The organism is Streptomyces sp. NPDC030183, assembly GCF_055573455.1.
Genome location: NZ_JBVIBK010000013.1, coordinates 96,897 through 120,821, shown reverse-complemented (window position 1 = coordinate 120,821; position 23,925 = coordinate 96,897). Strand labels below are relative to the sequence as shown.

The 23,925-nt window shown below is 71.0% G+C and carries 24 protein-coding genes; 14 read left to right on the top strand and 10 right to left on the bottom strand.

The features are described from left to right. The first annotated feature begins 1 nt into the window (after position 1). A complete protein-coding gene (locus ACZ4Z2_RS17610) occupies positions 2 to 214 on the top strand; it encodes a hypothetical protein (protein ID WP_468076904.1) in 213 nt (70 codons plus the stop codon). A gap of 140 nt (positions 215 to 354) precedes the next feature. Here the strand turns inward: ACZ4Z2_RS17610 and ACZ4Z2_RS17605 are convergent, their stop codons facing one another. Beyond that, the gene (locus ACZ4Z2_RS17605; protein ID WP_468076902.1) at positions 355 to 1,137 is read right to left on the bottom strand and encodes a LysR family transcriptional regulator substrate-binding protein; all 783 of its coding nucleotides are present in this window, start codon (positions 1,135 to 1,137) and stop codon (positions 355 to 357) included. Between the two features lie 98 nt (positions 1,138 to 1,235). Between ACZ4Z2_RS17605 and ACZ4Z2_RS17600 the strand changes: the two genes are divergently transcribed. Next, positions 1,236 to 1,631 (top strand): DUF5997 family protein, encoded by a 396-nt coding sequence (locus ACZ4Z2_RS17600; protein WP_468076900.1) that lies wholly within the window; start codon positions 1,236 to 1,238, stop codon positions 1,629 to 1,631. 56 nt (positions 1,632 to 1,687) lie between these two features. Here the strand turns inward: ACZ4Z2_RS17600 and ACZ4Z2_RS17595 are convergent, their stop codons facing one another. Beyond that, entirely contained in the window at positions 1,688 to 2,485 is a 798-nt protein-coding gene (locus ACZ4Z2_RS17595; RefSeq protein WP_468076898.1) for a hypothetical protein, read from the bottom strand. A 138-nt stretch (positions 2,486 to 2,623) separates the two neighbouring features. On the opposite strand from ACZ4Z2_RS17595, the gene ACZ4Z2_RS17590 reads away from it, so the two are divergent. Continuing rightward, positions 2,624 to 4,669 (top strand): hypothetical protein, encoded by a 2,046-nt coding sequence (locus ACZ4Z2_RS17590; protein ID WP_468076896.1) that lies wholly within the window; start codon positions 2,624 to 2,626, stop codon positions 4,667 to 4,669. Between the two features lie 236 nt (positions 4,670 to 4,905). Here the strand turns inward: ACZ4Z2_RS17590 and ACZ4Z2_RS17585 are convergent, their stop codons facing one another. Then, on the bottom strand, positions 4,906 to 5,301 hold the full coding sequence (locus ACZ4Z2_RS17585) for a hypothetical protein (RefSeq protein ID WP_468076894.1): 396 nt from the start codon (positions 5,299 to 5,301) through the stop codon (positions 4,906 to 4,908). A gap of 199 nt (positions 5,302 to 5,500) precedes the next feature. Here ACZ4Z2_RS17585 and ACZ4Z2_RS17580 point away from each other — a divergent pair, with 199 nt between their 5' ends. The 11 genes from ACZ4Z2_RS17580 to ACZ4Z2_RS17530 all read left to right on the top strand — a co-directional run bounded on the left by ACZ4Z2_RS17580 (position 5,501) and on the right by ACZ4Z2_RS17530 (position 16,137). Beyond that, the gene (locus ACZ4Z2_RS17580; protein ID WP_468076892.1) at positions 5,501 to 6,385 is read left to right on the top strand and encodes a LysR family transcriptional regulator; all 885 of its coding nucleotides are present in this window, start codon (positions 5,501 to 5,503) and stop codon (positions 6,383 to 6,385) included. 73 nt (positions 6,386 to 6,458) lie between these two features. Further along, entirely contained in the window at positions 6,459 to 7,517 is a 1,059-nt protein-coding gene (locus tag ACZ4Z2_RS17575) for a tartrate dehydrogenase (protein ID WP_468076890.1), read from the top strand. Between the two features lie 111 nt (positions 7,518 to 7,628). Beyond that, on the top strand, positions 7,629 to 8,765 hold the full coding sequence (gene solA / locus ACZ4Z2_RS17570; RefSeq protein WP_468076888.1) for an N-methyl-L-tryptophan oxidase: 1,137 nt from the start codon (positions 7,629 to 7,631) through the stop codon (positions 8,763 to 8,765). 113 nt (positions 8,766 to 8,878) lie between these two features. Further along, positions 8,879 to 9,559, top strand: coding sequence for a haloacid dehalogenase type II (locus ACZ4Z2_RS17565; protein WP_468076886.1), 681 nt, complete (start codon positions 8,879 to 8,881; stop codon positions 9,557 to 9,559). 383 nt (positions 9,560 to 9,942) lie between these two features. Beyond that, positions 9,943 to 11,046 (top strand): ABC transporter substrate-binding protein, encoded by a 1,104-nt coding sequence (locus tag ACZ4Z2_RS17560; RefSeq protein WP_468076884.1) that lies wholly within the window; start codon positions 9,943 to 9,945, stop codon positions 11,044 to 11,046. After that, positions 11,039 to 12,178, top strand: coding sequence for an ABC transporter ATP-binding protein (locus ACZ4Z2_RS17555; protein ID WP_468076882.1), 1,140 nt, complete (start codon positions 11,039 to 11,041; stop codon positions 12,176 to 12,178). The genes ACZ4Z2_RS17560 and ACZ4Z2_RS17555 overlap by 8 nt, the downstream gene beginning before the upstream one ends. A gap of 3 nt (positions 12,179 to 12,181) precedes the next feature. Further along, on the top strand, positions 12,182 to 13,078 hold the full coding sequence (locus ACZ4Z2_RS17550) for an ABC transporter permease (protein WP_468076880.1): 897 nt from the start codon (positions 12,182 to 12,184) through the stop codon (positions 13,076 to 13,078). Next, on the top strand, positions 13,075 to 13,944 hold the full coding sequence (locus tag ACZ4Z2_RS17545) for an ABC transporter permease (RefSeq protein ID WP_468076878.1): 870 nt from the start codon (positions 13,075 to 13,077) through the stop codon (positions 13,942 to 13,944). The genes ACZ4Z2_RS17550 and ACZ4Z2_RS17545 overlap by 4 nt, the downstream gene beginning before the upstream one ends. Next, on the top strand, positions 13,941 to 14,078 hold the full coding sequence (locus ACZ4Z2_RS17540) for a hypothetical protein (protein WP_468076876.1): 138 nt from the start codon (positions 13,941 to 13,943) through the stop codon (positions 14,076 to 14,078). Before ACZ4Z2_RS17545 ends, ACZ4Z2_RS17540 begins: the two co-directional genes overlap by 4 nt. A 172-nt stretch (positions 14,079 to 14,250) precedes the next feature. Next, the gene (locus tag ACZ4Z2_RS17535) at positions 14,251 to 15,531 is read left to right on the top strand and encodes an NAD(P)/FAD-dependent oxidoreductase (RefSeq protein WP_468076874.1); all 1,281 of its coding nucleotides are present in this window, start codon (positions 14,251 to 14,253) and stop codon (positions 15,529 to 15,531) included. Positions 15,532 to 15,783: 252 nt separating this feature from the next. Beyond that, positions 15,784 to 16,137: a cupin domain-containing protein gene (locus ACZ4Z2_RS17530; RefSeq protein ID WP_161369012.1), complete on the top strand. Its 354-nt coding sequence runs from the start codon at positions 15,784 to 15,786 to the stop codon at positions 16,135 to 16,137. A 647-nt stretch (positions 16,138 to 16,784) separates the two neighbouring features. Here ACZ4Z2_RS17530 and ACZ4Z2_RS17525 read toward each other — a convergent pair. The 7 genes from ACZ4Z2_RS17525 to ACZ4Z2_RS17495 all read right to left on the bottom strand — a co-directional run bounded on the left by ACZ4Z2_RS17525 (position 16,785) and on the right by ACZ4Z2_RS17495 (position 23,875). Beyond that, on the bottom strand, positions 16,785 to 17,051 hold the full coding sequence (locus ACZ4Z2_RS17525; RefSeq protein WP_468076872.1) for a hypothetical protein: 267 nt from the start codon (positions 17,049 to 17,051) through the stop codon (positions 16,785 to 16,787). Positions 17,052 to 17,787: 736 nt separating this feature from the next. Then, positions 17,788 to 19,215, bottom strand: a complete 1,428-nt coding sequence (locus tag ACZ4Z2_RS17520; protein ID WP_468076870.1) for an aldehyde dehydrogenase family protein — start codon at positions 19,213 to 19,215, stop codon at positions 17,788 to 17,790. Further along, the gene (locus tag ACZ4Z2_RS17515; RefSeq protein WP_468076868.1) at positions 19,208 to 19,489 is read right to left on the bottom strand and encodes a hypothetical protein; all 282 of its coding nucleotides are present in this window, start codon (positions 19,487 to 19,489) and stop codon (positions 19,208 to 19,210) included. Before ACZ4Z2_RS17515 ends, ACZ4Z2_RS17520 begins: the two co-directional genes overlap by 8 nt. A gap of 296 nt (positions 19,490 to 19,785) precedes the next feature. Then, the gene (gene otnI / locus ACZ4Z2_RS17510; RefSeq protein ID WP_468076866.1) at positions 19,786 to 20,601 is read right to left on the bottom strand and encodes a 2-oxo-tetronate isomerase; all 816 of its coding nucleotides are present in this window, start codon (positions 20,599 to 20,601) and stop codon (positions 19,786 to 19,788) included. A gap of 47 nt (positions 20,602 to 20,648) precedes the next feature. Next, a complete protein-coding gene (locus ACZ4Z2_RS17505) occupies positions 20,649 to 21,398 on the bottom strand; it encodes an aspartate/glutamate racemase family protein (protein WP_468076865.1) in 750 nt (249 codons plus the stop codon). Between the two features lie 165 nt (positions 21,399 to 21,563). Beyond that, positions 21,564 to 22,427 carry a class II fructose-bisphosphate aldolase gene (locus tag ACZ4Z2_RS17500; protein WP_468076863.1) on the bottom strand — a complete coding sequence of 288 codons (864 nt, stop codon included), beginning with the start codon at positions 22,425 to 22,427 and terminating at the stop codon, positions 21,564 to 21,566. Beyond that, complete coding sequence (locus ACZ4Z2_RS17495; RefSeq protein WP_468076861.1) at positions 22,427 to 23,875, bottom strand: four-carbon acid sugar kinase family protein; 1,449 nt, start codon at positions 23,873 to 23,875, stop codon at positions 22,427 to 22,429. The genes ACZ4Z2_RS17500 and ACZ4Z2_RS17495 overlap by 1 nt, the downstream gene beginning before the upstream one ends. Positions 23,876 to 23,925: the final 50 nt, after the last annotated feature.

Here is a 23,925-nt window from a genome sequence, read left to right as displayed (position 1 = left end):
GGTGGAGCAGGCCGTCGACGGCGGCAAGTCGTCGCTGATCTCCAAGCCGGGGACGATCGATACGGGCCGCGCGTACGACATCGAGGTCAAGGTGCCGGGCCGCGAGGTCACGCTGCTGCTCGACGGCCAGGAGTGGGGCAGTTTCACCGACGACAAGCCGGCGGAGCCGGGGTGGCGGGGGAGTTCCGCTCTACGTTTCCGGCGAACTCGGTGACGTTCCTGCGGATCAAGAAGCGGTGAGGTAAGGCGGCCGCCGGGTTGAGGGCCGACTGCGGGCGAGTGGGGGATGACCGCGCAGTTCACCGCGCCCCTTTTCGGGCCCGCGGCCCGGTGCAGGGGGCCGTGGCCCCTCGTTCATGAGCGGCGACGGGGCTTTCCCGGCCTGCCGCCGCTCTTGGCGTTTCTGGTGCCGCCGGAGCCGGATCGGGGGTTGCGGGCGGCTGGCTTTCCGGTAGTGGGCTGGCGGCGCGTGCCGCCGGCGGGCTGGCGCTTCGGCTTTGCCTGCTGCTTCTCCTCCGAGGGCTTGGGGCGGCCCCGGGAACTGTTGACCGTGCGGCCCCGGACGATGCCGATGAAGTCCTCGACCATGTCCGTGGTCGCGTCCTGCGGCCAGGACAGGGCGACCCGCGACTCGGGGGCGTCGGTGACCGTGCGGTAGGTGAGGTCCTTGCGGTGGTGGAGGCGGGCCAGCGACTGGGGGACGACGAGGAGTCCGATCCCGGCCGCCACCAGCTCGATCGCGTCCGCCGTGGTGGCGGGACGCTCGAACGCCGGCTGCCCCGGCGGGCGCTCCCAGTCGAGGGTGTCGTCGAGGGGGTGCAGCACGATCTCGTCGGCGAGGTCCTCGGTGGACACCTCGTCGACGGCCGCGACGACATGGTCCTTCGGGACCACGACCACTGTGGTCTCGGCGTAGAGCGGGATCGCGCTGAGGTCGGTCCCGTCCACCGGCAGCCGGACGAAGCCCGCGTCCGCCTCGCCGCCCCGCAGCGCGCCGAGCGCCTCGGCGGCGGAGACCTGGACGAGGGTGAGGGGGATGTCGGGCAACCGCTCGTTCCAGATCCGCACCCACTTCGTGGGCGTCACTCCCGGGACGTACGCGAGCCGGAACGAGGGCGATGCTTCCGAGCCTGTCACACGACCAGGCTATCGGGCGGCGCCGTCACCGCCGCCCACCCCCGTCCCTCTCCTGGGCGTGGTCAGCGGTAGCGCACATGCTCGATACCCTGGACACCATGACGTCGCACCAGACCGCACCCCAGACCATGAAGCCCGCCACCGCGGCGAAGAAGCTGGGTGTGTACCTCGAAGCCACCCCCGCCGAGTTCCGGGAGGGCGTCGTCTCGCGCGCCGAACTGAACGCGCTCCAGGCAGACCCGCCGGCCTGGCTGCAGGAGCTGCGCCGCAACGGCCCGCACCCCCGCCCGGTCGTGGCCGCCAAGCTGGGCGTCTCCATCGCGGGACTGGCCCGTGGCGGAGTCACCGAGCCCCTCACCACCGAGCAGATCGAGGCCCTGAAGGACGAGAGCCCCGAGTGGCTCCAGCGGGAGCGCGCCACACAGGCCGAGGTGCGCAAGGAAGGCGCCCGCATCAAGAAGCGGAACGCGGAGCGCGCGGCCGAACAGTCCTAGGGACGCCCAGGGAAGCCCCGGGACACCTAGGGACACCGGCCCGGTGGCGGCCGCCCTCAGAGCGCGAGCACCGGCCGTACGGTGAAGTCCTCGTAGAAGCACTCGCCGTCGTCCCCGTACACGAACTCCGCCATCGCGGGGTTGACGCTCGCCGTGGCCAGGGGCAGCCAGCCGAGCAGAGCACCGTAGCCGCCGCACACGGACTCGCCGCCGTCGCCGCCGCGCACCACCGACGGGTCGCTCGTCAGCTCGGTGGTGTAGGTGTCGTACGCGATGCGCAGGCCGAAGGCGTTCGGCGTGTGCTGCGGGCCGGTGGGGTCGTCGTACGGGACACGGTCGAGGGGGCAGTCGTCGCCCCAGCGGAACAGGGTGCGGGCGCCGGCGCCGCAGGCGTGCTCCCACTCGTCGGACGTGGGCATGCGCAGACCGCGCGCCGCCAGGACGGCCGGCGTCCCGGCGGGCGGTTCGGTCAGGTGCTCGCCTTCCACCGCCATGAGCACGGTGTCCAGCACGACGTCACGGCGCGGGCTGAGCACCTGGGCGAGATGCCCCCGCAGGTCGGCGTCGTACCCGTACCCCTGGGCCGCGCTCCGGGCGTAGTCCGCCGACTGCTCGGGTGTCGGCCGCCAGACGGCGGCGTCGAAGCCGAGCGTCACCCGGCCGCCCGGTATCAGGGCGAACTCCTGCCCGTCCCGCTCGATCAGCGCGCGGTGCTGTGGAGCTCCGAGATGCTCGACGCGCTCGACCCTCACCACCCTGCCTCCCACCTGGTCGGCGGCGTCCTGGGCGACCTGCTGCGCGGTGGCCGGCGCGAAGGAGCGCCAGGTGTCAAGGGTGAGATCTGTGAGAGCCATGCGCCGCAGTGTGGCAGGAGGGTCTGACAACGCCTCGCCCGCTGATCCGGTGGTCGAAAATCCGTTCGGCGGTGGCCGTTCTCGATGGCAGGATGGCCGCCCGGGGGACCGATGGAGACGGGGTAACGGGGGGCGTGCGTGGCGGATTTCGCGCTGGAGGCGCTGGACGAGGTGCCGTGGGAGCGGCTGGAGCCGGTGCTCGAACACAGGCCCTCGGCGGGGATACGCAAGGCTCTCCGGGCCATCGCGATCAAGGGTGAGGCGGCGACCGAGGAGGACTGCTACCCGCTGTACGACTGCCTCGCCCTCGGCACCGGACGCCTCCCCGCCGTCAGTACCGCCGCCCTGCCCTACATCGCCGCCCTGGCCGGTGATCCGGCGTGCGGTGCCCGGCTGACGCTCGTCGAGCTCCTGGTGAGCCTCGCCCGGGCGGCCGCCGAAGCCCGGCCGGACCCGGTGGAGGAGGGGGCGCCGGGGCCGGTGGACGAGGTGTTGCCGGGGCCGGTGGACGAGGAGTGGCGCGAGGCATGGGCGCGGCAGCGGCCCCTGTTCCGGGCGCTGCTGGCGGACCCCGACCCGCGGGTGCGCCGGGAGGCCCTGCCCCTCGCCCAGGACGTCGACCCGCTGCTGGACCGCTGGCGGGCCGAGACGGACCCGACGGTGCGGCCGGCCCTCCTGCTGGAACTCGGGACTGCCGCCGGGTCCGCCGGCCCGGAGGCGGTGGACCGCGTACGGGCGGTGCTGACCGACGTGCTGCGGGGGGACGACCCCGTTCTGCGGGTCGCGGCGGTGCACGCCTGGGCCGCGATCGACCCCGGGGTGCCGCTCCGGGAGCGCGAACTGCTGATGGAGATCTTCACCGACCCGGCGGTGCGACCGCTGTTCGAGGCGGCCTGGTACATCCCCGACGTGGAAGCCGCCTTCACCCGCGAGGACGTCGTCTCGTGGACGGTCGGCCTCTTCGCCCCCGAACCCCCGACGCTGCTGGGCTTCGTCCTCGACCTGATCGAGGCGGGCCGCCGGAACGGCGACGCCCCGCTGTGCCGCGTCGGGCTCGACGAGGCGTGGCGCCTGCTGGTCCGCCGCCCGTCGGTGGCGCGGGAGTTGCTGCCGTACGCCGGCGCGCTGCTCGCCGACCCGGACGACAGCGTCCGCTACCGGGCCGTCCACCTCCTCGCCGTGCTGGGCCCCCTCGCCGCCCCCTACGCCGACGAACTCGCCGCCCTCCTCGACGACACGGGGGAGGACGAGCACGACTTCCTGGAGGGTACCGTCGGCGACCACGCCCGCTGGGCGCTGACCCGCATCGGCGACCCGCGAGCCCTGCCGGGCCTGGTCGAGCGGCTGTACGCCCCCTACGAGGGGCAGTACTCGCGCTCCTACTGCTCGGGCGACCCGCGCCTGCCGGAGGTCGAGGACGTCCTGACCCCGCTGGCGGCGCACGCGGAGACCCTGCTGCCGGGCATACGCGACGTGCTCCGGAAGGACGGCAAGGGCGGCGGGCTGACCGGCTGCCTGCTCGGCGTCCTCACCGCGTGGGGTGAGGCGTCGGCGCCCGCGCTGCCGGAGGTGACGGCCCTGCTGGACGACGCCCGGTACTCGCTGAGCGCGATCGACGCGCTGCTGGCCATGGGTCCGGCCGCCGCGTCCGCCGCACCCGCGATACGCCGGGCCACCGTCCTCGACTACCCCGGCAACCACCAGAAGGTGGCCTGGGCCGCCTCGGTCGTCGCCGGTGACCACGCGACGGCGCTGCGGCTCATCGGGGACGCCGTGCAGACGGAAGAGGAGGCCGTCCACCGTCCCGTGAGCCTCCTCGTTCGTTTCGGCCCGGACGCCGCGCCCTACGCCGACCGGGTACGGCAGCTCATGGAGAGCGGCGACGGATGGATGCGGCTGCGGTCCGCGATCGCACTCGCGCCGATCACGGGCGAGCCGGAGCCGAGCGTGTCGGTGCTGGGGGAGTACCTCCAGCCCCTCGCCGACGGCGACGACTCCTACGGCTACTTCGTCGACGCGCTGCGGGCCCTCGTCGACATCGGCACGGTCACCACGGGGACGCGGGCGCTGCTCCGCCGGGTGCGGGACTCCGACCGCCGGCTGGCGCCCCACGGGGACTACCGGACGATCCTGTTCGACGAGGAGATGCGGGCCTTGATCGACAGGGTTCTCGCCCTGCCGTGACCTGGGGGGACGCCGTCGTCGGCCTGCCGTGACGCGGAGACGGCCGGGTCCCGTGCTCAGGACGCCGCTTCGCTCCAGCGGGCCGGCGTGCCGGTCACGTCGTCGTAGGCGGGCCAGGTCCCGTGACCGAGCGGGAGCACACCAGCCCGGCCAGGTCGTGGACCTTCAGCGCGGGCCCGTTCCTCAGGAGGGCGCGATGCGGGCGGTCGTCACGGCACTGACATCGGTGCCGGCCCTCAGCTCTCCGCCTGCGCGGACACCGCGCGGAAGCGGGCCAGCAGGGCTCGGGCCGGTGGGGCCGCCGGATCGAAGAACTGCCTGGCCAGCGGGGGTGGCACGGCCGGTCCGTGCATTCGGACCTCCTGGCATGTGAAGCAGAACGCGGCTTCGAACAGGGCCGTGTCGAGGGCGTCCCCGTAGGCCCGGACGCTCCACCCGGGCGAGAACCCGCACCGGTGCTGTTCGCCCCCCGACAGTTCATCGATCAGCGCCAGGGCGTCGGCGACCTCGTCCCCGGCCCAGTGCGCGACCACACGGCCGGGATAGGGGTCGTCCCTCCTCGCCGGAAGCGCGGAGATCCTGACGACCTCGATCAGCGCGGTGGCGGTGACGGTCTCGGCGGGAAGTTGCATGCGCGCAGTCTGTCGTGGCCGGCCCTCATCCGACGCGGGTGAAGGAGAATGCGCACCACGGACCGCGGTGATCCGGACGGTGCGGTATGGAGCGTGACGGGTGCGGTCCCCGGCGGTGACGGCACCAGGCGATCCTTCACCCACCATGGTCGGGACCGATCGAGTCGTCGGTCGATTTCTTCCAGGTCAGAGGGTGCGTATGGACATTCGGCAGCTGGAGTACTTCCTCGCGATCGTCGACCGTGGGGGGTTCAACCGTGCGGCGTCGGCCCTGTACGTGTCCCAGCCGTCGCTGTCGCAGGCCGTGCGCGCGCTGGAACGTGATCTGGGCTCCGAGCTGTTCCATCGCATCGGCCGCAGGGCTGTGCTGACGGAGGCGGGAAGGGCCCTGATCGAGCCGGCCCGGGAGGCCGTGCGGAGTCTGGAGACGGCGCGGGCGAGTGTCGCGGCGGTGCACGAGCTGCGTGAGGGGCGCCTGGACGTGGCAGCGATGCCGTCGCAGGCGGTGGAGCCGCTGACGAGTCTGGTGCGTGCCTTCAGTCGCCGTTATCCCGGCGTTTCGGTGGCGATCAATGCGGCGTTCACGTCGCGGGATGTGATCGACATGGTGCGCACGGGCGCGGTGGAGCTGGGGCTCCTGGCGTCCGCCGGTCCTCTTTCCGACAAGGAGGTCGTCTCCCATTCTCTCGGGCGGCAGCGATTCGTGCTGGTGGTGCCGGCGGACGGCCCGTTCGCCGGACGGACGGCGGTCGAGTACCGGGAGCTCGCGGGACAGCGACTGATCGTCGGGCAGTCGGGTACCGGGATGCGTGCGTACGTCGACGCGCTGGGAGAGGAGGGCATCGAGTTCACCGTCGCGGTCGAGACCGAGCACCGGGTGTCGCTGATGCCCCTGGTACTGGCCGGGGTCGGGCTCGCGGTGGTCACGGACGCCTGGCGGGACCTCGCCAGGGGGCTGGGCGCCCGCGTCCTGGACATCGAGCCGGAGAGCACCTTGGACATCGCCCTCGTCGCCCGCCGCGGCATCCTGTCGCCTGCGGCCTCGGCGTTCGTCGCGGCGGCGACCTCGGCCGCCGACAGCTGATAGGTACGGCTTATAAGGGAAATCCGCTTTGCGTCTTGGACGCCCTGCGGACCGCCCTGCTGCAATCGTCGGCATGACAACGAACCACCGCATCGCCCTGATCCCGGGCGACGGCATCGGCACCGAGGTACTGCCCCCGGCACAGCAGGTGCTCGATGTCGTCGGCCGCCGCCACGGCTTCAGCCTGTCCTACACGTCGTACGACTGGTCCTGCGAGCGGTACCTGCGAGAGGGCGCCATGATGCCCGACGACGGGATCGACCGGCTGCGCGAGGCGGACGCGATCCTGCTGGGCGCGGTGGGATACCCGGGGGTGCCCGACCATGTGTCGCTGTGGGGGCTGCTGATCCCTATCCGGCGCAGCTTCCGCCAGTACGTCAACCTCCGGCCCATCCGGGTCTTCGAAGGCATCGACAGTCCGGTGCGCGGAGCCCGGCCGGGCGAGGTCGACGTCGTCGTCGTACGCGAGAACACGGAGGGCGAGTACAGCGAGGTCGGCGGCCGGCTCCACAGGGGCTTCCCGGACGAGATCGCCGTGCAGGAGGCCGTGTTCACCCGGGCCGGCGTCTCACGCCTGCTGGACTACGCCTTCACGCTCGCCTCCCGGCGCGGCGGCCGCCTCACCTCCGCGACCAAGTCGAACGGCATCGTCCACACCATGCCGTTCTGGGACCAGCTCGTCACCGAGCGGGCCGCCGCGTTCCCGCAGGTCGCCTGGGACCAGGAGCACATCGACGCGCTCGCGGCCAAGTTCGTCCTGGAGCCGGCCCGTTTCGACGTCGTCGTCGCCTCCAACCTCTTCGGCGACATCCTCAGCGACCTCGCGGCCGCCGTCGCCGGATCCATCGGCATCGCCCCGGCGGCCAACCTCAACCCCGAGCGGGACTTCCCCTCGATGTTCGAGCCGGTGCACGGCTCCGCACCCGACATCGCGGGCCAGGGCATCGCCAACCCGCTGGGCGCGATCTGGTCCGCGGCCATGATGCTCGACCACCTCGGCCATCCCGCCGCGGCCAGGGACATCACGGACGCGATCGCGTCAGTCCTGGCCAAGACCGATGTCCGCACCCCTGATCTGGGCGGAACGGCGACCACCGCCGAGTTCACCGACCGGCTGATCGACCTCCTCTGAGTCGTTTCACCTGCCGCAAGGCACAGCGAAGTATGGGTTGACCTGCGGGGTTCCATGGCTGACAGTGAACGCCATTCCAGCGGGCCCAAACCGGAAGAAAGGAGCGATTTCATGAGCATCCCGAAGCGCGTCGCCGTGATCGGCGCCGGCAGCATGGGCAGCCAGGTCGTGTGGCGACTGGCCGCCCGCGGAGCCGAGGTCATCGGCTACGACAGGTACGCACCGGGTCACGACCGCGGCGCGGCCGGGGGCGAGAGCCGCATCTACCGGGCCGCCCACCTCGGCGAGCCCGGGTACGTGCCGCTGCTGCGGCTGGCAAACCGGATGTGGGAGCAGCTCCAGGCGGAGACGGGCCGGTCACTGCTACGCCGCAGCGGCAGCCTCGTGATGGGAGAGACCGCCTCACCGGCCATGCAACTCCTCCTCTCCACCAGCGCCGCCCAGGGGCTGGACCACGAGGTACTGGACCGGGAGGAACTCGCCCGCCGCTACCCCCAGCACCGGCTCCCGGACGGACACATCGCCGTCCTCGACCGGTTGGGCGCCGTCATCAGACCCGAGGCGTCCATCCAGGCGGCCGCCACCCGTGCCGAGCAACTGGGCGCCCGGCTCCACCGCTACACCACGGTGCGCGAGGTCGTCCCCGAGGCCGGCGGCGGGGTGCGGGTGGTCACCGACCAGGGCACGGACCACGTGGACGCCGCCGTGGTGACCGTGGGCCCGTGGATCAACACCCTGCTCCCGGACCTCCCCCAGGCCATCGACGTCCGCCGGGTGGTCTGCTCCTGGCACCTGCCCACCCGCCACGACTGGTTCGCGGGCGGTGCCCCTTCCTTCGTGCGCGCCACACCCCACGACTGCTTCGGAATTCCGTCGCCCGACGGCATCTCCGTCAAGCTCGGTCTCTCCTTCAAATACCATGCGCCCGTGCCCGAGCCCGAACGGCTCGAGCGTACGGTCCGCCCCGAGGAACTCGGCGTCTTCCGCGAGCTCATCGGTGAACTCATGCCCGACCTGAACCCCGACCCGATCAGGATGTCGGCCTACATGGAGGGCTACACCAAGTCCGGAAACCCGCTCGTCGGCCATCTCCCCGGCGAGGACGACATCATCGTCATGGCCGGGTTCTCCGGCAGCGGCTTCAAGTTCTCGCCCGCGATGGGAGAGATCGCCGCCGACCTGGCGCTCGACGGCACCACGGAGCACCCCGTCGACTTCCTCGCTCCGGCAGGAGTCGGCGCCGCCTGATACCCGGCGAACACCGACGTCATCACCCCTCATCCCGACACCCCTGTCATGGGCATGCCCGAAAGCGGTGTCGTCGGCAACCAGTTCCCCCAAGTAGGAAAGTGAGCACTCCCATGCCCATTCCCTCGTTCCAGTGGCGCCCGAAGTACGTCTCGTTCGACTGCTACGGCACGTTGATCGAGTGGCCGATGAACCCCATCACGCGTGAGCTCGTCGGCGACCAGATCCCGGCCGAGCACTGGGACCAGTTCGTCAAGGAGTTCCGCGGCTACCGCTACGACTCGGTCTGCGGCGAGTACAAGCCCTACGAGCAGACTCTGCAGGACGCCTTCGAGGGCGTCTGCCGCAAGTGGGGCATCAAGGCCGCCCCGGACGCCGGCAAGCGGCTCGGCGACGGTGTCCGCAGCTGGGGCCCGCGCGCCGATGTGCCGGAACCGCTGAAGAAGATGGGCGAGCACTACAAGCTGGTGATCCTCAGCAACGCCGACAACTCCTTCCTCGCCGAGAGCGTGCCACGGCTCGGCGCGGACTTCCACGCGGTCTTCACCGCGGAGCAGGCCGGCTGCTACAAGCCCCGCTACGCCGCGTTCGAGTACATGCTCGACCAGCTCGACGCGTCCCCCGAGGACTTCGTGCACGTCTCCTCGCACACCCGCTACGACCTGCTGCCGATGCACGACATGGGCTTCCGCAACCTCGTCCTCCTGGACCGCGGCTGCGACCCGGTCACCCACGGCTACGACTACGTGACCGTCAAGTCCTTGGACGAGCTCAACCAGATGCTGGGCATCTGACGCACGACGCCGGCCGTCCCGCACCGACAGCCCCGAAGGACCCGCCGTCCACGTCGGCGACGACCGCGTAGAACTGGCAGTACCGGGCCGGGGCGATGTCCTCCGCCGCGTCATCGCCCCGGCCGGCAGCGGCGAGCCCAGTCAACGACCTGGGCCTGCGGCTGATCCCCTGCGGCACGCACGGCCTCACCGCCGCCCGCGGCAAGAAACGGGCCGCCATGGCCGTCCGTGGGACACCGACACGGCCACACGGCCCGACACCCTCCGCCCCGGCCAGGCGTCGATTCCGACGAGGTGGATAGCCGCCCCGGACCCGGCTGCCGCTCTTTCCCACGTCCCCAGCCGCTCCCCTTCTCGCGGCTGGCACCACCAGGAGGCACACCATGAAAGATGCCCGAATAGACCGCAGACTGTTCCTGCGAGGCATAGGCGGGGTTACGGCGGGCGTCGCCGCCGCGACCACTCTCAGCGCTTGCGGCACCGGTACCAGCCGGACCGTCGCCGGCAGCGGTGGCAAGGGCAGGACGGTGGTCGTCCGCGACAGCGGCGGTTCCTACGGAGCGGCCCTGCAGAAGGCGATCTACACGCCGTTCACGCGGGAGACCGGCATCCAGGTCAAGGTGCTCAACCTGGACAACGCCCCGCTGCTCGCCCAGATCAAGCAGGGCCGCCCGCAGTGCGACCTCATCAACGACTCGATGATGTCGTTCGCCAAGTACGCGGCCGAGGACGCCCTGGAGTCGCTGGACCTGGACCGGATCAAGAGCGTGAAGAGCGCGAAGATCCCCGAGGCCCAGATCACCGAGTACGCGGTCGGCCACAGCTTCTACGGCCAGTGCATCGCGTATCGCACGGACAGCTTCGGCGGTCGCAGGCCCGAGTCGTGGGCGGACTTCTTCGACACCAAGGGGTTCAAGGGCGGCCGCGCGATGTGCAGCCCCGACGGCGACCTGCCGGAGCTGGAGTTCGCGCTGCTGGCCGACGGCGTCCCGTTGGACAAGCTCTACCCGCTCGACGTGGACCGCGCGTTCAAGGTGCTGACCCGGCTGCGGGGCGACATCAAGAAGTTCTGGGACAGCGGCCCGGTGCCCGGTGTGCTGCTGAGCCGCCAGGAGGTGACGATGTCCACGGTGTGGGACGGCCGGATCGCCGATCTGCAGAAGCAGGGTGTGCCGGTGGAGCGTCAGCTCAACGGAATGCGCCGCCAGTTCTCGGGCTACGCCATCGCCAAGGGCGCGGCGAACGTGGACGCCGCCTACGAGCTGATGGACTTCTCGCTGCGGGCGGAGAGCCAGGCCGCTCTGGCGAAGGCGTTCCCGTCTAACCCCTCCTCGCCGCTGGCCTACGCCAAGCTCACCGAGGACGAGCGCAACGCGCTCGCCGGTGCGCCGAAGTACTACGACAAGGGCTTCGACGCGGACATCGACTGGTGGCTGAAGAACGAGTCGGCCGTCACCAAGCGCTGGTTGGAGTGGGCTCGTGGCTGAATTCGGTGTCGCCGCACCATCGGTGAAGGTGGCCGGCGCCAAGCCGGCCACGGCGACCGGCAAGGCGCTGTCGGTGGTGGCTGTGCGCAAGACCTACGGCGATGTCGTCGCCGTGGACGAGGCGTCGATGGAGATCGCGGCGGGGGAGTTCGTCACCTTCCTCGGCTCCTCCGGATCGGGCAAGACCACGACGTTGATGATGATCGCCGGTTTCTGCGAGCCGGACTCCGGGACCATCACCGTGGGCGGCCGGGATGTGACGCGGCTTGCGCCGCAGAAGCGGGGGCTGGGCTTCGTCTTCCAGCAGTACCTGCTCTTCCCGCACATGACCGTGCAGGAGAACGTCGCTTTCCCGCTCACGCTGCGCGGGGTGGGCAAGGACGAGATCCGCCGCCGGGTGGGGGAGACGCTGGAGATCACGGGCCTGTCGCGGTTCGCCGGGCGTAAGCCGCGTGAGCTGTCCGGTGGTCAGCAGCAGCGTGTGGCGTTGTGCCGGGCGCTGGTCTACCGGCCGCCGGTGATCCTCATGGACGAGCCGCTGGGCGCGCTGGACAAGAAGCTGCGTGACCAGCTCCAGATCGAGATCAAGTCGATTCAGCAGGAACTCGGCCTGACTGTCATATATGTGACGCACGATCAGGAAGAGGCGCTGGTCATGTCGGACCGTATCGCGGTGATGCGCAACGGTCTGATCGAGCAGTTCGACACCCCGCGCGAGCTGTTCGAGCGGCCGAGGACGCCGTTCGTCGCGGACTTCCTCGGCGCGGCCAACTTCCTGCCCGGCCGCATCGAGAAGCACGACGGCGCACACACCCTGGTCCGCCTCGACGGCAGTGGCGGCCTGATCAAAGCACGCCGCCACGACCTGGCGACGGGCGCTCAGGTGAAGGTCGCCGTGCAGCCGGGCCGGCTGCGGGCCAGTGCCGCCGACGACGGGTTCTGTACCGGCACGGTCGAGACCGCCACCTACGTCGGCACCCTGGTCCGCGCCGGCGTGCGCATCGACGGCGGTCAGGGACCGCTGGTGCGCCTGGAGGTCCCGGCCGGCCGCGGCCCCGTCGCCGGTGAGCGGGTCGGGATCACCGCCGACCCCGAGGACGTCAACCTCTTCCCCGAAGAAAAGGCAGGGTGAGCCATGGCTGCCACCCTCGCCGCGGGGGCCCCCGCCCGCCCGCGGAAGCTGCTTGCTTCGCGCCGGACGCGGGTCGGGATCCTGTACGCCCTGCCGGTCGTCGTGTATCTGCTGGTGCTGTTCGTCTACCCGATCTTCAGCACCCTGCTGTTGAGCCTGAAGGACGCGGACGGATCGTTCACCCTGCACTGGTACGCCGACGCCCTGACCGGCGTGAACCTGTCGGTGCTGTTCACCACCTTGCGGATCTCCGCCGAGACCGCGGTGCTGAGCCTGGTGTTCGGGTTCGTCCTGGCCCAGGCGATCACCCGGCTCAAGCCCGTCCTGGCGGGCCTCGCCATGCTGGTCGTGGTCGTGCCGCATTTCATCAGTGCCCTGGTGCGTACCTACGGCTGGATCATCATGCTCGGCGACAAGGGCCTGGTGAACGAGACCCTGACCGCCATGTCGATCCCCGGCGCGCCGTTCCAGCTGCTCTACAACGAGCTCGGCGTCGTCATCGGCACCACGTCGATGATGCTCCCCTACACGGTGCTGCTGCTGTACGGCGTGATGCGGGGCGTGGACCGCCGCCTCCTCGCGGCGGCCGCGAGCATGGGCGCGCACCGCGTGACGATCTTCCGCCGCGTGTATCTGCCCCTGGTCGCCCCCGGCCTGGCCAGTGCGGGGCTGCTGAGCTTCATCCTCTCGCTGGGCTACTACATCACCCCGGCCCTGATGGGCGGACCCAACCAGACGATGATCGCCACGCTCATCAACCAGCAGGTCACCAAGGAGAACCAGTGGAACGGGGCGGCCGCGCAGGGCGTCATCCTGCTGGCCCTGACCCTGGCCGGACTGCTGCTGTTCAAGGCCGTCAGCTCCCTGGGCGCCAGCCGTAGGAAGAGGAGTGCGTCATGATGGAACTGCGCAGCAGCCTGGCCGGGCGCATCGCCCTGACGGCCATCTCGACCGTGATCCTCCTGTTCCTGGCGCTGCCGATCGTGGTCATCCTCGTCACCTCCTTCAGCGACAACGCCGTCGCGTCGTTCCCGCCCCAGGCGTGGACGCTGAATTGGTACAAGGCCCTGTTCGCCGACGGCAGCAAGTGGCCGGCCGCGCTCTCCCTGAGCGCCCTGGTCGCCGCTATGAGCACCGTGTTCTCACTGATCATCGCTGTGACCGCGGCGACCGCTCTGGTCCGCAGTGAACTGCCGCTGCGCTCGGCGGTGTTCGCCCTGGTCCTCGGGCCGCTGGTCATCCCGCAGATCGTCACCGCACTGGGCCTCTTCCTGTTCTTCGAGCCGGCCGCGATGCTGGGCAGTCCGATCGCCATCGCGCTGGGGCACACGGTGCTGGCCGCGCCGATCGCGGTGCTGATCCTGATCGCGACCCTGCGCGGCATCGACGAACGACTGGAGGACGCCGCAGCCAGCATGGGCGCCGGCCGCCTCACCATCGCCCGGCGGATCACCTTCCCGCTGGCCGCGCCGGGGATGATCGCGGCGGCGATCTTCTCCTTCATCACCAGCTTCGACGAGTTCTACATCTCCCAGTTCCTCTCCTCCGTCGACACCGTCACCCTGCCGGTGCAGGTCTACAACTCCCTCACCTTCGAGATCGACCCCAGTGTGACCGCGGTCAGCGCGCTGCTCACCGCCTTCGCGGTCCTCGCCCTCGGCCTGGTGGCCTTGGTGCGCTGGATCGGCTCCGGAAAGCAGGGCTCCCTGCTCTCGGTCGAGAACACGGCAGGCGTCGCCGATCCCACAGGCGAGGCTGCCGTATGACCGCCAACGGCTCGTTCGGCCCCGAGGGCGAGGACTCCCTCGTCGTCCGGCGAGGGGAGGGGCCGTACGTCGACGACGCCGACGGCAGGCGCCGCATCGGCGGCCCGCGGGGGCTGTGGCCCGCGGCGGCCTGATCGTCGACCTGATGTCGCGCCAACCGCGGGCGGGACCGGCCTCCTTGCCCGCGTCCGCAACCTACCGCTGATCCAGGTGCGCCCCCGCAGATCAGCGACCGCAGCTCCGTCGGCCGCGCTCCTGGTGGTGCTCGGCCGCACCCCGTGAAAACTTCCCCGCTAAGGACCCGAAATGAAGACGATTCCCTACTGGATAGAAACCGCAGGGGCGTTTCCCGACCGGTCCGGCAAGCCGCTGACCGATGACACCGACCTGGTGGTCGTCGGCGCCGGCCTGACGGGTCTGTCCACCGCCCTGCACTCCGCCCGCAAGGGCGCCCGTGTCACCCTCGTGGAGAAGGGCCAGATCGGCTCCGGTGCCTCCGCCCGCAACGGCGGCATGGCCAACCTCGGCTTCACCATCGGTGTGGGCCAGGCCATCCGCCGGTACGGCCTCGAACGGGCCCGCGAGATCTACAACTCCTACGGTGAGGCCGTGGACACCGTCGAGCGGCTCGTGAACGAGGAGTCCATCGACTGCCAGTTCCGTCGCGTCGGACGGCTGGGCGTCGCGTCCCGCCCCTCGCACTTCGAGAGCAAGAAGGCCCAGCAGCGCGACCTGGCGAAGTACTTCGGACACGAGACGACTCTGATCGGCAAGGCCGAGCTGCGTTCCGAGATCGGCTCGGACGCCTACCACGGCGGCCTGCTCGACCCGTTCAGCGCCGCCCTGCACGTCGGCCGCTTCGTGCGCGGTATGGCCGAGGCGTGCGAGCGCACCGGCGTCGAGATCCACGAGCGCAACGCGGCCATCGGCGTGCGGCGCACCGCCGCCGGCCGGTTCGAGGTCAGCACCGAGCGCGGTGTCATCCGTGCCGGGCAGGTCATGATGGCCACCGACGCCTACACCGACAAGAACTTCCCCTGGCTGCGCCGCCAGCAGGTCTGCGTGGGCAGCTTCATCATCGTCACCGAGCCGCTCGGCGAGCAGCTCGCCCGCGACATCATCCCCAAGGCCCGCCTCATCGTCGACTCCAACAAGGTCTGCCACTACTTCCGGCTCACCCCGGACAACCGGCTGCTGTTCGGTGGCCGCGCCCGCTTCGCGCCGTCCGACCCCACCTCGGACAAGAAGAGCGGACAGATCCTGTTCCGTGAGATGTGCGAGATCTTCCCCCAGCTCTCCCGCACCAAGATCGAATACGTGTGGGGCGGCTCTGTCGGCTTCGCCATGGACCGCATCGTGCACGCCGGGCAGACCGACGACGGCGTCTACTACTCCATGGGATACGCCGGCCACGGCGTCCAGATGGCCACCCACATGGGGCACGTCATGGCCGAGGTGATGGACGGCCACCCCGAGGTCAGCCCCGTCCGCGACATCGCCCCGCCCCGCATCCCCCTCTACAACGGCACCGCCTGGTTCCTGCCCTTCGCGGGCGCCTACTACAAGACGCTGGACCGCATCCGCTGACCGGCCGACAGGCCGGCCCGGGCAGCACCGGAGGTCAAGGAGGTCCCCGCCGCCGAGCGTGCGGGGCCCCTGCTCGGCAGCAGTGTCTGTCGCCCGCCGGGAGGCTCGCCGACCGGCTGCGCTCCGTGACCGTGGAGGGCAGCCGTCAGGCCCAGGCCCCGAACGCGCGATAGGCCTGGGCGAACTCGCCCCGGTGACGCTTGGTGTGCCCGTTCTCGATTCGCGTTGTTCCCGACCAACAGAGGAAAAAGCATGTCGCTCCTGAAGACCATCGACACCGATCCCTCCTTCGCTCCCAGCGAGTCCGGCCCGCTGCCGGAACGCCTGATCTCCGGCGACCCGACGTACAAGACCTGGGCCCAGGACACCGCTCGTGAGGGAACGATCAACACGGGCGTCTGGGAAGCCACGCCCGGCGAGACGCGCTCGATCAAGGGTGAGACCTTCGAGTTCTGCCACATCCTTTCCGGCGTCGTCGAACTCACGCCGGAAGGCGGTGAGCCGGTGATCTACAAGGCAGGCGACAGCTTCGTCATGAAGCCGGGCTACGTCGGTGTCTGGAAGACGATCGAAACCGTGCGCAAGATCTACCTGACCGTGTCGTAACTCCGATGCCGCAGGCACGATCGGCGTCGCCGCGTGCAAAGCAGGCGGGCGCACGGAGAGGCCCGGACCGAAGGGGCCGTCCGTGCGCCCGCGGCCCGCAGACGGTGGGTGGCGAAGCGCACCGCCAGTTCTCCGGCACCTCGCGCAGGCGGTAGCGGACGTGGGGGGTGGGCTCGACGGAACGGTCCTGCCGGGCGCGCGCAGCACGGTGAGGGCAACGGTGCGCACCACCAGCAGCAGAACCGCATCCGAGCAGGCTCGAGAAGCGTTCGACCATATCCGCGGTCGACCATGGAAGAGCGAAGCCGGCCAAAGAACACGGGCCACCCCGGGCCTCCACCAGCGGCCCCGCCGGGTCCGCCGTCCCCGCCCGCCACGTCGCCACCGCCGTGGTGCGAAGAGCGGTGTGAAGCCTTAGCTCCACCACCGGGTTCCGCGCCGGGCAGCAATGTCGAGACCGATCCGTATCTCGGGCACGAGCTGACCTTGGCCGTCGCGTAGCGCTGCGGTGGCGTCGGGTGCCCCGGGCCCGAGGTAGTGCGGTGCGGGTCCGGGGCTGGTGGGCTTGCTGCCGGGCAAGGACGTCGAGGGCAGCAGCCCGAGGCCGACCGGTTTGATCCTTTTCTCGGTCCTCGACCTCGGCCTGATCACGGGAGAGGGCGTCCAGGAACCACACCCTGCCCGGCGCCGGCGACCTCGGAAAGCCCGGGGCGCAGCCGCTGTGAGGGCTTGAGCCGGCGCACGATCAGCCGCATCCCCGTCGGCCGGCCGGTCAGGTCGCGCAGGCCGGTCGACTCGGCGACCTGGTAGGTAAACATGTCGCCGCCGGCCCCTTGACCTCGTGGACCTTGCCGTCCTGCCGCAGCGCGGCCGTCCACACCTTCTGGCAGCAGCGCGATGGCCTGCTCGATCATCTCCAACACTTCGACCACAGCGGCCGTTGGGCGGTACCGGGAGCGGCATGGCGACTCACTCAGGGGTATGGGCCGCCCACGCACCAACGGCATCTGACCGAAAGGCCCTTGAGGCGCCCGCTGCGCCTTCCTTGCGGCGGGTGCGGGTGACGATGGCCGCGTCCAGGTCGAGAGACGTACCAGATGGCCGGTTCGCGGCCGCACACCGACATCCAGGGGGAAGCCGCCGGGTCGCAGGGCGAGCAGCGTCCACACCCCGCGGCGTATCGCGGCGCGGGGCGCTCGATCCGGGCCCGCGACGGGGCGGTGATCGCCGCCAGAGCACGGCGCGATGTGCGTCCGGGACCGGTCAGCCGAATGCCGCCCGCCAGTGGTACTGGAGATGCTTGGGCCTCCTCGGCAACACCACATCCAGCGCAGTGGCCAGGCCGACGCGGTCGGCGACCGTCCGCAGCGGGATCACGCCCGCGTGGCCGGTCAGATTTGTGCCGCCGGCACCGGGCCGGGCTGGCGGGACCGGGGCACGGCGCTGGTCCAGCCGGCCCGCGCGATCGTGCTCGGTGCGACGAACAGCCTGCCCGTCGGGTGCCTCTTCCTCGCGATCCTCTTGATCTGGACAGTCCAGATCACCGCGGGTGGGAGGCACCCTTCTGCTGTCAGAACCTCAAGCGATCGTTCCGGCTGGATTCGTGAGGCTGATGCTGCGGACAGGCGCGCTCGGCGCGGAAGGCGGTCATCACACCACGTCGGTTATGTGGTTGATGCAGACGACCTTGGGCTGGGTCATCTCCTCGAAGGCGAAGCGCACGCCTTCGCGGCCCATGCTGCCGTATTTGAACCCGCCGAACGGCATGGCGTCGAGGCGGTAGTCGGAGGAGTCGTTGATCATGACTCCGCCGGCTTCCAGCAGCCGGGCCGCGGTCAGGGCGCGGTCCAGGCGGGAGGTGAAGATGCCGGCGTGGAGGCTGTAGTCGAGGGCGTTGGCCTGCTCGACGGCGTCCTCGAAGGAGGTGAACGGCTGGAGCACGACGACCGGGGCGAACACCTCTTCGTGCCAGATCGAGCAGGTCGGGGGGACGTCTTCCAGGACGGCCGGTGTGTACAGGGCGCCGGTGACGGTGTTGCCGCACAGCAGGACCGCGCCCTGGGCCACCGCCGCGTCGACCTTGGCACGGATGGCGGCCGCCGCGTCCGGGGTGATCATGGGGCCGACGTCGGTGTGTTCGTCGCGGGGGTCGCCGGTGCGCAGCAGCTTGGTGCGGGCGACGAAGGTGTCGCGGAAGCGCTTGTAGACCTCGCCGGCGATGAGGATGCGCTGGGTGCCGATGCAGTTCTGGCCGGCGGCCCAGAAGGCGCCGGAGACGCAGGAGGCGACGGCCTCGTCGAGGTCGGCGTCGTCCATGACGATGACCGGGGCGTTGCCGCCCAGGTCCATGGCGAGCTTCTTCAGGCCGGCGGTGCGGGAGATGGCCTCGCCGGTGGCGAAGCCTCCGGTGAAGGACACCATGCGCACGTCGGGGGCGGCCACGATCGCGGCGCCGAGGTCGGCGTCGCCGTGGGCGACGGTGACGATCTCTTCGGGCAGGCCGGCCTCGATGAGGGTGTCGACCAGGCGCAGCGCGGACAGCGGGGTCAGCGCGGAGGGTTTGAGGATGATGGCGTTGCCGCCGGCGATGGCGGGGCCGAGTTTGTGGGCGACGAGGTTGAGGGGGTCGTTGAAGGGGGTGATGGCGGCGATGATGCCCAGCGGTTCGCGGGTGAACCAGCCCTGCCGTTTCTCCGAGCCCTCGTGGGAGTCGAAGGGGATGACCTCGCCGGCGTTGCGTCGTGCCTCGGCTGCGGACAGGGTCAGGGTGTTGACGGCGCGGGCGGCTTCCTTGCGGGCCTGGACGATGGTCTTGCCGGCCTCGCTGACGATGAGCTGGGCGAAGGACTCGGCGCGCCGCTGGATCAGGTGGGCGGCGCGTTCCAGGATCGCGGCTCTGGTGGCGCGGGACAGGGAGGCCGCGGTGCGGCGCCCGCACCTGGCCTGCCGCAGGATGCCGTCGACGGCGCTCGCGTCGGTGGTGGGCACCGAGGCGATGACCTCGCCGGTGTAGGGGTTGCGCACGGGCGTGGCGTCGGTGCCGAGCGCGATGGCGGGGGGCACGGCGGTGTCAGACACGGGAGGTCTCCTTCAGAACGGGGCGCGCCGGCGCGGAGTCGGCGTCCGCGTGACGCTGGTGGATGACGGTGCCGATGGCGGCGGCGAGCCGGCGGAGTTCGTCGCCGGTGGTGAGGACGGGCGGGCTGATCTGGACGGTGTCGCCACGCGGCGGGCGGGTGACGAACCCGTGCTCGATGAACTCGTCGGTGCTCGTCTCGGCGCCGAGGTGGCCGGCGGGGGCGACGCCGCCGAGCAGCGAGGTGCCCCGCGTGGCGGTGACCGCCTCGCGCAAGTGCAGTCGGGTCAGCTCCTCGGCGAGCAGTACGTCGAGTCGGTGAGCAGTACGTTGAACTCCGCGGGCGGGGCGCGAGGTTCTCCTCTTCGAGGATGACGATGTCGCGTTGGGCCAGGGCGCAGGCGGTGGCGTGTCCGGCGTAGGTGGCACGGTGCTGGAAGACCGGCGCCTGCTCGCCGTAGCGGTGGAACACCGGCCGGACGCGCGGCTGAACCAGGACGCCGCTGGGCGGGGTGTAGCCGGAGGTGACGCCCTTGGCGAGGGTGACCAGGTCAGGGGCGAGGTCGTACCGCTCATCCTCGTGCGCTTCGTGCTCGGTCGCGGTAGTCGTCGAGCCAGCCAAGACCTTCGCTAGTGCCGGCGCGGGGGCGGTACTCGCAGCCGATCCACCCGCCGAAGCCCAACCCGTCGACCACGTCGAACAGGTGGCGGAGGTTGAACTCACCCCGGTCGGGCTCACCCCGGTCGGGCACGCCCGCGATCTGCAGATGACCGACCCGGCCGGTCGGCAGGTCGCGGCGCAGCGTCGTGGTGAGGTCGCCCTCGACGATCTGGCAGTGGTAGAGGTCGAGCTGCACCTTGAGATTGGCGGCTCCCACCTCCCGCACCACGGCGTGGGCCTCGGCCTGGGTGCTGAGGAAGTATCCGGGCATGTCTCGGCCGTTGATCGGCTCGATCAGGATGTCGACGCCCGCCGCAGCGGCCCGTTCCGCGGCCCAGGCCAGGTTGGTCAGGTAGGTGTCGCGGTACTTGGCTCGTTCGGCAGGTGTCGCGTCCGGTCGGACCAGCCCGGCCATCAGGTGCACCCGAGAGCAGCCCAGCACTCCCGCGTACTCCAGCGCCCGGCCCACCCCGGAACGCACCTCCGCCTCACGTCCGGGCAGTGCCGCCGTCCCGCGCTCTCCGGACCCCCACGCTCCCGCAGGTGCGTTGAAGAGCACCTGCAGCAGGCCGTGGTCGTCGAGCCGGCGGCGCAGCCGGGCGGCGTCATACGTATAGGGGAAGAGGTACTCGACCCCCTGGAAGCCATCGGCCGAGGCCGCGGCGAAGCGGTCGAGGAAATCGTGCTCGTTGTACATCATGGACAGGTTCGCTGCGAACCTCGGCATGTCGGCTCCTGGGTTCCGGCCGGGGACGGCCGCGGTCAGTGGTTTCATCACCTCGCCCCGCAGCCTCCCTGCCATCCCGTGGTCTCCAAGGCCCTCTCAGTGGCAGGGGCGGCTTCAGCCGTCTGCTCGTTCAGCACCCGCACCACGTTCTCCGTTCCGCTGCGCGGGCTGGAGAGCACGGGCTTGCCGACGGCTTCGGCGATCACGGGAACCAGCCGTGCCATGGATGCCTGGGCCAGCACGATCACGTCGACCTCCTCGGCCAGCGCCCGCGCCCCGTCCAGCACCATCGCGTCGTGGCGGTCGCGGTCACCGGACATCAGCACCGAGAAAGCGCCCTCGCAGAGCCGCTCCTGGACGGTGATGTCGCGACCGGCCGTCCGGGCCTTCTCCTCGACGAGGGCACGGGTCGGCGGCAGCGTCGTGGGGACCGTCGCCAGGACTCCGACGGTGCCCGCGCTCTCGACCGCTGACGCGGTCATCGCGTCGTCGATCTTGACGATCGGGACGGAGACCAGGCGTCGGGCCACGTCGATCGCCGGACCGACCGAGGAGCAGGCGGAGAAGATGACGTCGGCGCCCGCGGTCTCCGCGGCCTGGGCCAGGTGCACCACGCGTTGAGTGCTGGCAGGTGAGACCTCACCGTCGCGCACCACGGCAGCGAGCACGTCGCTGTCGACGAAGTGCAGGACCGTGGCGTCCGGCGCGAGTTCCGAGAGGTACTCGTTGATGACCGAATCGGCGTCGACGAACAGCAGGCTGGTGTGCAGTACGGCGATCGAGGCAGTGGTGGACATGGTGGCTCCAGCAGGGTGCGGGGGTGTCGGCCCGCATGCCCAGAAGGGCACGAGAGCGCGGGGCGGGGGGTGCGAACCGTGCGCCGACGCGCACGGCCGGGGCATACGACGGCCTTGCGTCCGTCGGTGTGGTGCGACTTGGGGGGCGGTGGGGCCGAGTTCAGTTCACGCGTTCGTCCTCTTGGTGTGAGGGCTGAGGCGGCCGATGACTTCCAGGGCGGCGTCCCGGACCGCGTCGCGGCCGGCCGCCCACAGCAGGACCACGTCGGAGCCGGGCAGCGCGGACGGGAGGGCCGTGCGAGTGGCCTCCAGGTAGGCGCGGCGCAGTTCGGCGTTGACGTTCACCTTGGCCACACCCCGGGCGAGGGCGCCGTGCAGTTCCTCGACGGGCAGACCGCTGGCGCCGTGCAGGACGAGGGGAACGGTCACGGCCTCGTGGATCGCGGCCAGCCGCTCCAGGTCCAGGCGGACCGGATGCCGGGTGAAGCCGTGCACGTTGCCGACGGCGACGGCGAGCGCGTCCACGCCTGTCGCGGCCACGAACTCGGCCGCCTGCCGAGGGTCGGTCATCGCCGCGGTGTGCGCGACGGCGTCGGTGGAGACGTCCTCGTCGCCGGGGAGGGCACCGAGTTCGGCCTCCACCCAGGCGCCGTGGTCGCGGGCTCGGCGGACGGCCTCCCGCGTCAGCGCGATGTTCTCCGTGAAGGGCAGGTGGGAGCCGTCGACCATGACGGAGGTGTAGCCCGCCTCCAGGCAGGCCGTGATCTCGTCCAGGTCCCGGCTGTGGTCGAGGTGCACTCCGAGAGGGGCCGTGGAGCGTGCGGCGGCGTCCAGCGCCAGCCGTATCAGGGCCTCGCGGCCGGCGTGCTTGAAGGGACTGGAGCCCGCCTGGATGACGACCGGCCGTCCGGCGGCCTCGGCGGCGGCCGTTATGCCCTGGACGGTCTCCAGGTTGTAGGCGACGAACCCGGGCAGGGCCTGACCGGCGGACGCGGCCTCCTTCAAAGCATCGGTTCCACGCAACAGCATCAGGCACTCCTGAGCAGGTCGAGGGCGTCGGCCAGGGCGTCGGCGCCCCCGACGTTCCCGGCGAAGACGACGTAGGGGATGCCGGCGGCTGGGCCGTCCACGGGCTCCCACAGCGAGACGATGCCCGGCAGCAGCGTGCCCCGGGCCCAGGCACGTCGGATCCGGAGGCCATGGGTGGCGATGTCGCTGGAGGTGATGCCGCCCTTGGCGACGACGAAAGCGGGCCGCCGGGCGGCGTTGACCTGGCGCACGGCCTGAACGAGCGCGGCGGAGACCCGGCGGGAGATCGCCAGACTGTCGTCCGCGTCGGCACCCGTCACGAGCACACGAGAGGTGCGGATCACGGCGTCGGTCGAGTCAAGCGCCCCGGCGGCCGCGGCCGCGACCTCGGCGATGTGGGCCTCACGCCGCTCCTCGTCGAGCAGCAGGGCCACGTCCAGCTCGTACTCGGCGATCCCGCCCCGCTCTCGCAGCCGGTCCAACTGCCGTGTCGTCAGCGCGACATGAGAGCCCACGACGATGAGACCGTGCGGTGCGTCGCCGCGCAGCGGGCGCAGTTCGGCCGGGGTGAGCGGGGCCCGCGCCGCCTGTCCGGCCCGGGCCCTGACGAAGGACGGCCCGACCCGGTACAGCAGCCGAGTGCCACTGTCCTCAGCCTGTGCCAGGGCCAGGGCGAGCACCCGCAGATCGTCGTCGCGCACCGCGTCGACCACGGCCACCCGTCCGCCGCGCAGCGAGGACAGCAGCCGCGCCGTGTGCGATGGGCCGCCGCCGCGCAGGTCGTCGAGGGTGACGCGCAGGACCTCGTCCGCGGGGACGCGTCCGCCCGTCTTCTCCTCCACCCACTCGGGCAGCGAGGAACTGCGGTAGCCGAAGGTGGCATCGCGGGCGAACTCGCTCATGCCGACCGGCAGCAGTCCCTCGGCGGTCCGCATCCAGTGACGGGAGCCGACGGTCAGCCGTCCCGCCTCGATGTAGGCGGGGACCAGCACGACGCCGTCCGGAGCTCTGCCGTCCAGCTCGGTCAGTTCCTCGGCGAGGACGTCGGTCTCCAGCGGGAAGTGGCCGCGCAGCGTCGAGTCGCCGCGGCTGGCCAGGACGTAGCCGGTGCCCTCGGCCGCCGCAGCGGTGTGCAGGGCGCGGACGACCTCGCGGTTGCGGGCGGCGGCGTCCTCGGGGGACAGGCTGCGGGTGTTGGTGAGGACGAAGAAGACGGGGCTGTCCTGACGCAGCGCCCAGCGCAGGTCGTCCACCGCCCACGACGTCAGGACGGGCACGTCGGCGACCGTCTGGGTGCCAGTGGGATCGTCGTCGAGGACGACCAGCCGGGGGCCGTCGGACATCCCGGCGGCCACTTCCGCGGCGCTCACCTCGCGGACCGGCGGCAGCCCTTCCAGCACCGCTGCCTCGGGGACGGGCCGCGTCTGGGCATGGAGGGGTAGGGGCATGGCGGATTCCTGCTCCATCACGAGTAGTCGGGGTACGCGGCGGCGACACG